The sequence below is a fragment of the [Haemophilus] ducreyi genome, assembly GCF_900109315.1.
Taxonomy (GTDB): domain Bacteria; phylum Pseudomonadota; class Gammaproteobacteria; order Enterobacterales; family Pasteurellaceae; genus Haemophilus_B; species Haemophilus_B ducreyi.
In genome coordinates, this window is sequence record NZ_FOJC01000004.1 from 79,299 (window position 1) to 91,857 (window position 12,559).

The following is a 12,559-nucleotide window of genomic DNA, read 5'->3' on the forward strand; positions in this document are numbered from 1 at the left end:
CCGATTAAATTTCAATCTCACACAAATTCTGATGAAAATGCCAAAAAGTCCAAAAAGTCCAAAAAATGGACAATTTCCTTTATTTCCTAACATATTCTTGTAAAATATTGAGTATTATTTTCTACATAAAACTCACAATAACGTTTGAGGTATTCAATGTCTAAATTTCCAACAGTTTCAGAAATCCTATCTGGCAAAATTGTAGTGGGTGAAAAAGTGACTGTACGTGGTTGGGTACGTACTCGCCGTGACTCAAAAGCGGGGTTATCATTTTTAACAGTCTATGATGGTTCTTGTTTTGAACCAATTCAAGTAATTATTAACAAGGACTTAGCTAATTATCAAACAGAAATATTACGTTTAACGGCAGGTTGCTCAGTAATTGTAACAGGAAACATTGTTGAATCGCCGGCAAGCGGGCAAGCGGTCGAATTACACGCACTAGAGGTAGAAGTTGTAGGTTGGGTTGATGATCCAGATACTTACCCTATGGCCGCTAAACGCCACTCTATTGAATATCTCCGTGAAGTAGCACATTTACGTCCTCGCACTAACTTAATTGGCGCGGTAGCACGTGTCCGTCACTGTTTAGCACAAGCCATTCATCGTTTCTTTAATGAACAAGGATTTTATTGGGTTGCTACACCATTAATTACCGCCTCAGATACTGAAGGCGCCGGTGAAATGTTCCGTGTTTCAACCTTAGATTTAGAAAACTTGCCACGAACAGAACACGGTAAAATAGATTATAGCCAAGATTTCTTTGGTAAAGAGGCATTCTTGACCGTTTCAGGTCAACTAAATGGTGAAAGCTATGCTTGTGCATTAAGTAAAGTCTATACTTTTGGTCCGACTTTCCGAGCAGAAAATTCAAATACGACTCGCCATTTGGCTGAATTTTGGATGGTTGAACCTGAATTCGCATTTGCAACTTTAGCAGATAACGCAAAATTAGCTGAAGATATGTTGAAATATGTATTTAAAGCGGTGTTAGAAGAACGTAAAGATGATATGCAATTTTTTGCAAAACATGTTGATAAAGAAGTCATTACACGCTTAGAAAACTTCATTACTGCACCTTTTGCTCAAGTTGATTATAGTGATGCGATTGAGATTCTCTTAAAATCTGGCAAAAAATTTGAATTTCCTGTCGCTTGGGGTGTTGATCTTTCTTCTGAACACGAACGTTTCCTTGCCGAAGAACATTTTAAATCCCCTGTCGTGGTAAAAAACTATCCAAAAGATATTAAAGCATTTTATATGCGTTTAAATGATGATGGTAAAACCGTAGCCGCAATGGACGTATTAGCACCAGGTATTGGTGAGATTATCGGTGGTTCACAACGTGAAGAACGTTTAGCTGTATTAGATGCGCGTATGATAGAAATGGGACTTAATCCTGAAGATTATTGGTGGTATCGTGATTTACGTAAATACGGAACAGTCCCGCATGCAGGCTTTGGCTTAGGTTTTGAGCGCTTAATTGTTTATGTTACCGGCTTACAAAATATCCGTGAAGTGATTCCATTCCCACGCGCGCCACGTAATGCAAATTTCTAATTTGAATGGCGTTAAATAAATTCAATATATTAGGCGAGTATTTAACTCGCCTTTTTTGATTATCAGAGATTGCAACAAATTTTTACTAAAATACCCGCTTGATTAACTGATTAATGTTTTGTTAGGTTGCTGAGCAATTTCCCTAGCCAATTTAGGCACCAAATAACCTGAGCTAATCCTTTGCAGTTCTTTATAAATAACTAATGCTTGCTGATCATCAATAAAAAAATGGCTAGCACCTTCTACTTTATCTAATAAATGCAAATAATATGGCAAAATACCTGCCGTAAAAAGCTTGTCGTTTAATGCTTTTAAGGTTTTTGCATTATCATTTATACCTTTCAATAAAACTGCTTGATTCAATACGGTTACATTCGCTTGCTTCAATAAACTAATTTTAGAAGCTAATATATCATCTAACTCATTAGCGTGGTTAATATGTGTCACTACGACTATATTCAAAGGCGATTTTGATAACCGGTCACATAATTGACGATTGATTCGATTAGGAATAACCACAGGTAAACGCGTATGGATCCGCAATGTTTTAATATGTGGAAATTGCTCGATTTGCGTTAATAACCAAGCTAACTCATTGTCTTTCGCCATCATCGGGTCGCCACCCGAAAAAATAACTTCTTCAAGCTCTTTATGATCAGCAATGTAAGCGAGCCCCTGTTGCCAAGCTAACTGGCCACTTTTGACTTCAGCATAAGGGAAATGCCTACGAAAGCAATAACGACAATTAATTGCACAACTATTTTTAATCATAAACAGCAATCTGTTTTGATATTTATGCAAAATATTAGGTGCTGGGCTATATTGTTCTTGTAACGGATCTTTGCTAAATCCTCTGGCTTGAACAAATTCATCTTGAAGTGACATGGCTTGCAAAAACAAAGGATCATAACGATCCCCTTTGCGCATTTTCACTGCGAATGGGCGTGGTACACGTAATGGAAATAACCGTCGTGCTTGAATATCCGCTTGGAATAATCCTGGGTCTAATTCCAAAAAGTGTAATAACTCTACTGGATCTTTAAATGCTTCGGCTAAATCAATCAGCCAATCGGTTTGGTCAAGTTGAGTTGACATTGCATTATCTTAAAATAAAGTAAAATAGCGTGAATATTCACGCTATCGGCTTAACAGCAATTTAACATTAAGGTAATAAGTTACATTGTAACGGAGAGCCGTTTGGATTAACCATTACAATTGGTGCTGATTGACTGCCCTGCATTGATGCTAAATATTGCACGCCCGCGATACAATAGCGACGATAGCCATCTGTTTTCTCAACTAGATACGGATCAATTTGACCGCCAATACTTTTAAATTCAGCCATTTTTGCATTATTTTGCGCAGAAGCGACCGCTGGTGTTGCGGATGTATTTGCTTCATTAGCCGTTTGCGTAGTTGTAGTGGTTTGGCTTGCTTGTGCATTTGGTGTAAGCATATCACTTAATAAATAACCTGCTGCTGCACCTGTTGCAAAACTTGCTAAACGGTTACCATTGTTTGCTGATACTGGTGCTGATTGTGTTTGAGCAGGTGTGTTAGCAAAAGTAGCATCTTTTTGTTGGTGATTCATCTTTGTAGCGGGCGCTTTTTTAGTCGCTAATGGCTTGCCTGTTACTGAAAATGATCTTCCGCCCATAGAACGACCACCTTTTGCTTCCGCAAGTGTAGCAAAAGAAAGCGCGATAATAGCTGAAAATGTAATAAGTTTTTTCATTTGGTTTCCTTAATCAATCACGATTTTACATTATAGCGTAAAAATTTTTAGAGATCTTTCGCTATTTGCTGTATTATATGGCTTTTTTGACAAGCCACAATAGTGGGTAGTTCAATTTTTGTTAATTTATTGTTAAATAATTGAGGAAACAATGGCTAGTTACAGCACTAATGACTTCAAACCGGGTTTAAAATTTATTCAAGATGGTGAACCTTGTGTAATCGTTGAAAACGAATTCGTAAAACCAGGCAAAGGCCAAGCCTTTACCCGCACTAAAATTCGTAAATTAATTTCGGGTAAAGTACTGGAAATTAACTTCAAATCAGGAACCTCTGTTGAAGCTGCCGACGTGGTAGATTATAACTACACATATTCATATAAAGATGAAGACTTTTGGTACTTTATGCATCCTGAAACGTTTGAACAAATTTCTGTTGATGCAAAAGCATTGGGTGATAATGATAAATGGTTGGTCGATCAAGCTGAATGTATCATTACCTTATGGAATGGTGCGGCGATCTCTGTTACTCCACCAAACTTTGTTGAATTAGCCGTAGTCGAAACCGATCCTGGCTTAAAAGGTGATACTGCAGGTACAGGCGGTAAACCCGCTACATTAAGCACTGGCGCTGTAGTTCGTGTGCCATTATTTGTACAAATTGGTGAGATCATTAAAGTAGATACTCGTTCAGGTGAATATATTTCCCGCGTAAAATAACTTTTAATGCAACCTAAAGCGGTTGAATTTGTTACAAATTTTGCAAAAACTCAACCGCTTGTTTTTTAAGCTCAATCCTATTTTATGCTTCATTTGATACATTACCATTACTTAATTTCAACCTATTTTAAGTAACAAACTTCCATTCCTAATAAGCCAATTGCAATTGTAAAATACCACCGATTAATCCCCTTAAATATATAGTGAATAGGTAAATTGCGACATAAATCTAACCGCTTGAGCTAGCAACCTAAAAGGTGTAGAATTTACTGTTATTTTATTCAAAAACTAGAGAAAATTATGAGCGAAGAAACTTTAACAACTGAGGTTGAAACTAGGGCCAATTTTATTACTCATATTATTGATGAAGATTTATCCAGTGGTAAGCATAATAATGTTTATACTCGTTTCCCACCAGAACCAAATGGTTATTTACATATCGGCCACGCTAAATCAATCTGTTTAAACTTTGGTATCGCTCGAGAATATCATGGCAAATGTAATTTACGTTTTGATGATACTAACCCTGTTAAAGAAGACATTGAATATGTTGCGTCGATTAAACAAGATGTTGAATGGTTAGGCTTTAAATGGCAAGGTGAGCCACTCTATGCCTCAGATTATTTTGATCAATTACATGGCTATGCCATTGAATTAATTGAAAAAGGATTAGCTTACGTTGATGAGCTATCGCAAGAAGAAATGCGCGAATATCGTGGTACGCTCACTGAAGCGGGTAAAAATAGTCCATATCGCGACCGCAGTATTGCTGAAAACTTAGCATTATTCGAGAAAATGAAAAATGGTGAGTTTAAAGAAGGTACCGCTTGTTTAAGAGCCAAAATTGATATGGCTTCTCCTTTCATTGTAATGCGAGATCCTGTTCTTTACCGTGTTAAATTTGCACATCATCACCAAACTGGCGATAAATGGTGTATTTATCCAATGTATGATTTCACACATTGTATTTCAGATGCGATTGAACGCATTACGCACTCACTTTGTACACTTGAATTCCAAGATAATCGCCGTTTATATGATTGGGTATTAGAGAATATTTCGATTGAACGCCCATTACCACATCAATATGAATTTTCACGCTTAAATTTGGAAGGCACATTAACTTCAAAACGTAAATTGTTACAATTAGTCACAGATGGAATTGTTGATGGTTGGAATGATCCACGTATGCCCACCATTTCAGGCTTACGTCGACGCGGTTATACTCCGGCTTCTCTACGTGAATTTTGTCGCCGAATTGGCGTCACCAAACAAGATAATGTTGTTGAATACGCTGCGTTAGAAGCCTGTATTCGTGAAGACTTAAATAAGAATGCTCCGCGTGCAATGGCGGTAATTAATCCTGTACGTGTAGTTATTGAAAACGTTGCTGAACCAGAAATATTAAAAGCACCAAACCATCCTAATCGGCCAGAGCTAGGCGAGCGTGATCTACCTTTTACCCGTGAAATATATATCGATGAAGCAGATTTCCGTGAAGAAGCCAATAAGCAATATAAGCGTTTAGTCTTAGGTAAAGAGGTTCGTTTACGCAATGCCTATGTTATTAAAGCAGAACGTGTTGAAAAAGATGCAAGCGGTAAAATTACTACTATTTTTTGTAGTTATGATCCTGAAACATTAGGCAAAAACCCTGCAGACGGTCGTAAAGTCAAAGGCGTTATTCATTGGGTTTCTGCGACACAAAATAAAGTTGCTGAATTTCGGATTTATAACCGCTTGTTTAATGTAGCAAATCCCGGAGATGAAGAAGATATTAATGCAGTGATAAACCCATCTTCATTAATCGCCAAACATGGTTTTGTTGAAGTTAATTTGGCAAGTGCTCAAAAAGAACAAGGCTATCAATTTGAACGGGAAGGCTATTATTGTTTAGACAGTAAAGAAGGTTCAGCCGATAACTTAATCTTTAACTTAACCGTTAGCCTAAAAGAAGGTTTTACGGCATAATTATCAAATAAGCGGTAGAAATAATCATATTTTTATTGTTTTAAATACTTTTGTTGAGGAAAAATTATGAAAAGATTAGTATTATTGGTAGTGAGTATGCTAGTCATTAGCGCATGTTCACAATCTAAAGATATCTATTTCAATGGTGCGAAAGAATCCCACTCTGGCTTAAAATATGAACCTGGAAGCAAAACCCTTTCAGTTAATTAATCTGGTCTAGAAAAAAGCGGTCAAAAAAGACCGCTTTTGTTTATTTCATATTATGCTTTTTTTGATTCATATGATTACCGTCATTATGATGCAACATTGCAACCACTACGGTTAATAACACGCCAAAGCAGGCTGAAAAAAGGTGTATTGAAATGCTAAGATTAATGCATCTTCGCCTAAACTAACTCGATAAATCGCCAATAACCGCTGAAACGGCAATACCGATCCCGATACCAACTTGTTGAACTACACTCATCATCGTTGAACCCGCATTTGAATTATCTTGGTCTAAATCTCCTACAGTTAAAGCATTAACTGCCGTAAATAATAATGACATGCAAGCACCAAAGCCACTTAATAAAATCACCAATAGCCAAAACGATGTATCTTGATCTAACCACCCCATTGCTATAATTGACAACGTCAGTGATACTGCGCTAAAGATTAACGATCTTTTATATCCCCAAATATTAAGGGCTTTCGTGACTAATGGTTTAACGACAATTGAGCTAATTGCTAACGGCGCCATTAACCATCCCGTAGTTGCAGCGTTTTGTTGTAATGCCACTTGTAGCATTAAAGGAATTAAAAAGGGAATACCTGAACCAGTTAAGCGTACTAATAAATTAGCAATCATACCAATCCTAAACGTGCGGATCCGAAATAAAGCCAATGGCAATAATGGTGTCGTTACCCGATTAGCATAAATACAGTAGAATGTGATCAGACTAATGCCTAATCCCATTATCAAAAAGGATGACAGTGCATTAGCTAAATCTTCAGAGACTAATTCCAAACCAAACGTTAATCCAACTAAACCGCTCTCAAATAATAAAAAGCCAAACCAATCTAATTTTTGCGATGCATAACGTGTATTGGGCATATATTTGCCGGCAATCACAACGCCAATCATACCAATTGGAATATTAATTAGAAAAATCCAATGCCAACTCATATAGGTCACTAGCCAACCGCCTAAAATAGGCCCAACCGCCATTGCCATTAGATTCCAAGTTGCGACTAATTCTGTTTTAGGCACAGTGCGAAAATAGTTAAACGTGCCACCGGCATCATTAATGCGCCCCCTATGCCTTGCAAAATACGGGACACGACTAACATATCTAGTGAAAATGACATTGTACAGGCGATAGAACCTAATACAAATAAAATAACGGCTAAGCGAAAAACAATTAACGCACCAAATTTATCCGCTAACCAACCACTTAGTAGAATAACCGCTGCAACCGTCAAGGCATAGCTAATAATAGCTAGTTGCATTTCAAGGGCGGATTCATTCAGGCTGGCAGAGATCGCAGGAAGTGCCGTAGTAAGAATAGTAGCATCTAGCGATTGCATAAAAAGTGCTAATGCCGCAATCCAAGCTAAACCTTTATAATGATATGTGTTAGTCATATAACCTCAAATAAATAAGCGATCAGAAATCATCATCAAATATTGACTAAATCCGACCGCTTAGATTGCAATATTATAGGCTTTTCTTGCTTATCTTATTGAATAATTAGTATTTTCGCTTCAATTCTTCCGCTAAAAAGGCTTTTTTATTAGCATGATTTTGTAAAATTTGATAATAATAATCATAGGCAAGCACATTCTGTACATAACCGCGTGTTTCAAAAAATGGAATAGCCGCGATAAATTCTGCCATATTTAATTTACCATTACTACGCGCCAACCATTTATCCACTCTATTTGCACCTGCATTATACGCGGCTGCAATCAAAATACGATTATTGGGATATTTCTCATTTAGTTCATTTAAGTGTGCAATACCTAACATAATATTTTTAAACGGATCGAGTAGATCTGCATTATGTGTGAATGGTAATCCGCGATTTTGTGCAGTTAACTTAGCTGTACTGGGTAACATTTGCATTAATCCAATCGCATCTGCTGATGATTTTGCTTGTGGGCTCCAAGCACTTTCTTGTCTAGCGATTGCCATTGCAAAGGTTTTACTGACCCCTTGTTCAGTTAAATGTAGATCGAACCATTGAGAATAGGCTTGTGGTAAACGTAACGTGAGATAATCCCACGCCTTTGCTTGAATCGTGGCTTCTACGGCTAAATCATACCAATCTTGCTGTTTAGCATAATCACTTAATGCTAATTGTTGTTCAAAGAATAATGTTTTCAACCACGCTAACCAAATGGATTTAGCATTATCAAACCGATTAATTGCTCTCCATTCACTAATATAATCTAACTTTGGTTGAAATTCCGCTAACTGTTGTTGAGTAAGTGCCGTCGCAGTTGGTAATTTAACTGTATAACTTTTAGATAATTGTTGTGCCGCTAATAGCGGATAAAAGCCACGCTCTTTGCTTAACGCTGTGAATAAATCAAACTGTTTTTGCTGATTTTGTTCTGTTTTGGCTAACCAATAACGCCATTCTGCTTTTTCTTGCGCTTTACTCGAAAGTAACGCTAACCATGGTGCTAATGGTTGTTGTTGCCAGAGTGCCATTCTAATCCGGCGTTCAATCAAGCTATCTGTTTGTATTTCTGCTAGTTGTTTATCCCGCCAAATATTAAAGTTTGGATCTTGATTGTCAAACAAACGACTAATAAACGCAATTTTCCACTCCCGCAGTTCATTCGTGCTTAACTGCCATTTATCTGCCCATGCTTGATAAGTATCAAAGTTAGGTTGTGCTAATGTTTCTGAAAGGGTTTTAATAAATTTTGGAAAAAAAGCTAATATAAGCGCTTTATTGGGTGCGGTAAGTGGTTGCATTTCAACAAAAGTTGGCAAATATTTGACATTTGCCGTTAATTTGCTGACTTCTGCCAACCAATCGCTTAACTCCGAATTTTGATGATGTTGATCCAAAATTTCAAAACCTTTTTTAGCATTTTGCTTAGCTAATTCAACCGCTTTTAATCTGATATTCTCATCGGTTTTTCTACCTTGATCCCGCCAATATTGTTCAATATCCGCACAATGCTGTGGTAATTCTGCTGTCTTTAACCACATTTTCTCAAATTGTGCCAATAAATCCTGCATCATAGTGGCTAACCAAATCGTTTTTTTACTGTCTTGCTGAGCTTCTTTATTCTGTTGTTGTGCCATAAATTGCTGATATTGCGCAGAAAAAACACGGCATTGATTATCAGCATTTTCCGGTGCAATGGTTTTCGCATGAGCTAATAATGCTGAAAATTTTTGTTGCTGATATAAACGCTCAAACATCAATTGATTTAAGCGCGTTTGATAAGGTGAGTCCGGATATTTTTGCTTGAAAGCCTGTAAATCTTCATCTGTTGCTTGCTCTAACGAGAGTTTAGTATTGAGCAATAACCACTCAGCATCAACTTTTAATGGATAATCGCCTAACACATCTATTAACTTTTTACTGAGATATAAGGCTTCAGCGGTTAATTGCTTTTGTGCGCTAGCTGCTTTTAAAATAGATTCTATTTGCAGAAAATATTCTCGTTGTTGTAGTCGTGCGGTGTGTTGTTTTTGTTTAGTCTGTAATTGATGGGCAAATTTGGCTTGCCACTCTGCTTCAAGTTGTTTTACGTCTGCCTCACTATATGTTTTTATGTGTGCTTTTTTATCAATATGCGAATGTGTCGCAACAGCAAAAGGGCTAATCATAGCTAATGTTAATAATGTCTTATTCCACATAATATTATCCAACTTATTCTTTTTCTTTAATCAATTTAGGCAGAAAAAACCGCCTGAAGTTTCCTACAAGCGGTATGATTCATTCAATTTTATGTAAAGATTATTCATCCATCACAACTTTACCAATAAAGTCTAAGTTACGATATTTTTGTGCATAATCAATACCATAACCTACAACAAACTCATCTGGAATAGCAAAACCAACCCATTCAACCGGCACAGCGACTTCTCTGCGAGACGGTTTATCTAATAATGTACAAATTGAGACTGAACGTGGATCACGCAAACGTAAAATGTCGCGAACTTTATTAAGCGTAAAGCCTGTATCAATAATATCTTCTACAATTAACACATCTTTGCCGTTAATTTCACCCTCTAAATCTTTTAAAATTTTCACATCACACGAGGATTCTGTGCTAGAACCATAACTAGACACGGTCATAAAATCAATTTCTACCGGTATATCAATTAAACGAACAAGATCCGCCATAAACATAAAAGAACCCCGTAATAATCCAACTACGACTAAATTCTGACAATTTGTTTGCTGATAATGGTTATTAATTTGTTCAGCTAATTCTGCAATACGTGTTTGAACTTCTTTACGTGAAATAAGTGATTCAATATGATGTTTTTTCATAAAAGTCTCTTTCAAAGATAAAATAGTAATTCATTCTACGGATAATGCCCGCTAAATAATAGTAAAATAAATGAGAGGTTAAAGCTGATCTAATGCTAATACATTCGTCATATCAAACAAACCTTGCGGTTGATTGGCTAACCATTGTGCTGCACACACTGCGCCTTTGGCAAAGGTCATTCGGCTTGTGGCTTTATGGCTAATTTCAACCCGCTCACCTTCATCAACAAACCAAACAGAATGTTCGCCCACTATATCACCTGCTCGAATCGTTGCAAAAACAATCTGATTAGCTTGCCGTTCATCCATAATGCCGTATCGTTCAAACACTGCATCCGTTTTTAAATCACGACCTAATGTTTTCGCAATATGTTCGCCCATTGATAATGCCGTCCCTGATGGCGCATCAACTTTATGTTTATGATGGGCTTCAATAATCTCAATATCGCAATAATTTCCCATCACTTTAGCCGCTTTTTCAAGTAATTTGAATACAAGATTAACGCCCACACTATAATTAGAAGCAAAAACAATCGCTATTTTTTGTGAGGCTTGTTTAATAGCTTGTTTGCCATTTTCATCAAAACCGGTTGTACCAATCACGATTTTTTTATCATTGGCTAAACAGAATTTCAGATACTCTAGTGTCGCCTCAGGTCGAGTAAAATCAATTAGCACGTCAAAATCAGCGGTTTTTTCTGCCAAACACGCACTAATTGTGATGCCAAGAGGAGAAATCCCTACAAGCTCCCCCGCATCTGTGCCAATTAAGCTAGAGCCTTCCCGTTCAAAAGCAGCCGTTAAACTCAAGCCTTCGGTTTGTTGAACCGCTCGAATTAAATTACGCCCCATACGACCACCCGCGCCCACAATCGCAATTCTTAACATTATCCTTTTCCCCTTATCTTGATAGCATGTATCTAAACTTAAGCGCTTGCCTATACTATACGCTATTTTTTACCCATAATAACAATATGCACGGTGATCTCTTCACGATCGTGGTAAAGATGTTTAGCCTGTAATTTAAAGCAAAGCCCTTGTTTAGTCAGTTGTTCTTCTAAATAAGCTAAACATAGTTGAACTTCATGATAACGTTTTTTCATCGGTAATTTTAAGTTGAAAATCGTTTCTCGACACCAGCCATTCATTAACCATTTGCCGATTAATTGACTGATCCGCATAGGTCGTTCTACCATATCACACACCAACCAATCCATCTGCTTCAATTTAGGCGGTTGGAATTTAAAGCCATCTTCAATACAATGTTCTATCCGCCCGGTTTCGTGTAAAGTTGCGGCGATTTTGCCATGATCGACCGCATAAACAAATAACCCTCGTTTGACTAATTGATAAGTCCAGCCTCCCGGACAGGCTCCTAAATCGACACCTTTCATTTGTTCATTAAACCGCTTTTTTTCCTGATTGATAGGAATAAACGTTAAAATGGCTTCTTCTAGCTTGAGTGTAGAGCGACTAGGTGCATCACTAGGAAATTTTAGACGAGGAATACCCATAAAAAATGGTAATTTATTGTGATTATAGGCATAACCAACATAACAACAACCAGGACGAATAAACAAAATATGTAAACTAATACAGTCTTTTACATTGTCAGAAGAAGTTAACCAACCTTCTTGCCTTAGGCTATTACGTAACGGCACAGTAAATTTACGACAAAATGTTAACAACGCTTTAGCTTCATTAGTATCAGGTGTTTCCACCAAAAGCGCTGAGCTATGTTTTGGTTGCAGTGTTTTATATTGTGCAATAATCGGTGAAATACGATCAGCCGTGGGTAAGTCTTCTAATAACTCCCCCACTACAATCATTTGACGAGCAAAAATTAACTGTTCGAATTTTATCTCACGGGCTAAACGATCTGCCTCGTTTGCTTGATAACATTCAAAAATAACATAGCCACTCTGCTCTGTTAAATTAACAAAACCCAAAACACCTAACTGAGCAGCTTTATCAGTTATTTCACCCGCAAGTTCTTTCTCAAAACCGGCACGACAATATAAAGCAAGTTTATTCATAATTTTCAAATAAAAAGATTAGTATAACGTGTTAAGC

Annotated in this window: 9 protein-coding genes and 1 pseudogene; 3 read left to right on the plus strand and 7 right to left on the minus strand. The window is 37.1% G+C overall.

Going from position 1 to position 12,559, the window contains the following annotated elements; genetic code table 11:
* The first annotated feature begins 156 nt into the window (after nucleotides 1-156).
* The gene (gene asnS, locus BMX01_RS03665) at nucleotides 157-1,560 is read left to right on the plus strand and encodes an asparagine--tRNA ligase (protein ID WP_064081865.1); all 1,404 of its coding nucleotides are present in this window, start codon (nucleotides 157-159) and stop codon (nucleotides 1,558-1,560) included.
* A gap of 102 nt (nucleotides 1,561-1,662) precedes the next feature.
* Here the strand turns inward: asnS and epmB are convergent, their stop codons facing one another.
* A complete protein-coding gene (gene epmB / locus BMX01_RS03670; protein ID WP_064081864.1) occupies nucleotides 1,663-2,655 on the minus strand; it encodes an EF-P beta-lysylation protein EpmB in 993 nt (330 codons plus the stop codon).
* A 67-nt stretch (nucleotides 2,656-2,722) separates the two neighbouring features.
* The gene (locus BMX01_RS03675; RefSeq protein WP_064083293.1) at nucleotides 2,723-3,295 is read right to left on the minus strand and encodes a hypothetical protein; all 573 of its coding nucleotides are present in this window, start codon (nucleotides 3,293-3,295) and stop codon (nucleotides 2,723-2,725) included.
* Nucleotides 3,296-3,446: 151 nt separating this feature from the next.
* On the opposite strand from BMX01_RS03675, the gene efp reads away from it, so the two are divergent.
* Both efp and glnS read left to right on the plus strand, forming a co-directional pair.
* On the plus strand, nucleotides 3,447-4,013 hold the full coding sequence (efp, locus tag BMX01_RS03680) for an elongation factor P (protein WP_010945263.1): 567 nt from the start codon (nucleotides 3,447-3,449) through the stop codon (nucleotides 4,011-4,013).
* 300 nt (nucleotides 4,014-4,313) lie between these two features.
* On the plus strand, nucleotides 4,314-5,984 hold the full coding sequence (glnS, locus tag BMX01_RS03685) for a glutamine--tRNA ligase (protein ID WP_064081862.1): 1,671 nt from the start codon (nucleotides 4,314-4,316) through the stop codon (nucleotides 5,982-5,984).
* Nucleotides 5,985-6,234: 250 nt separating this feature from the next.
* Here glnS and BMX01_RS03690 read toward each other — a convergent pair.
* The 5 genes and pseudogenes from BMX01_RS03690 to rlmM all read right to left on the minus strand — a co-directional run bounded on the left by BMX01_RS03690 (nucleotide 6,235) and on the right by rlmM (nucleotide 12,522).
* Nucleotides 6,235-7,607: pseudogene (locus tag BMX01_RS03690) on the minus strand (MFS transporter).
* A gap of 106 nt (nucleotides 7,608-7,713) precedes the next feature.
* On the minus strand, nucleotides 7,714-9,846 hold the full coding sequence (locus BMX01_RS03695) for a transglycosylase SLT domain-containing protein (RefSeq protein ID WP_064081861.1): 2,133 nt from the start codon (nucleotides 9,844-9,846) through the stop codon (nucleotides 7,714-7,716).
* Nucleotides 9,847-9,946: 100 nt separating this feature from the next.
* Complete coding sequence (gene hpt, locus BMX01_RS03700; protein WP_064081860.1) at nucleotides 9,947-10,486, minus strand: hypoxanthine phosphoribosyltransferase; 540 nt, start codon at nucleotides 10,484-10,486, stop codon at nucleotides 9,947-9,949.
* Nucleotides 10,487-10,564: 78 nt separating this feature from the next.
* Nucleotides 10,565-11,377, minus strand: a complete 813-nt coding sequence (gene dapB, locus BMX01_RS03705) for a 4-hydroxy-tetrahydrodipicolinate reductase (protein WP_064081859.1) — start codon at nucleotides 11,375-11,377, stop codon at nucleotides 10,565-10,567.
* Nucleotides 11,378-11,436: 59 nt separating this feature from the next.
* Nucleotides 11,437-12,522 carry a 23S rRNA (cytidine(2498)-2'-O)-methyltransferase RlmM gene (rlmM, locus tag BMX01_RS03710; protein ID WP_064081858.1) on the minus strand — a complete coding sequence of 362 codons (1,086 nt, stop codon included), beginning with the start codon at nucleotides 12,520-12,522 and terminating at the stop codon, nucleotides 11,437-11,439.
* Nucleotides 12,523-12,559 lie beyond the last annotated feature (37 nt).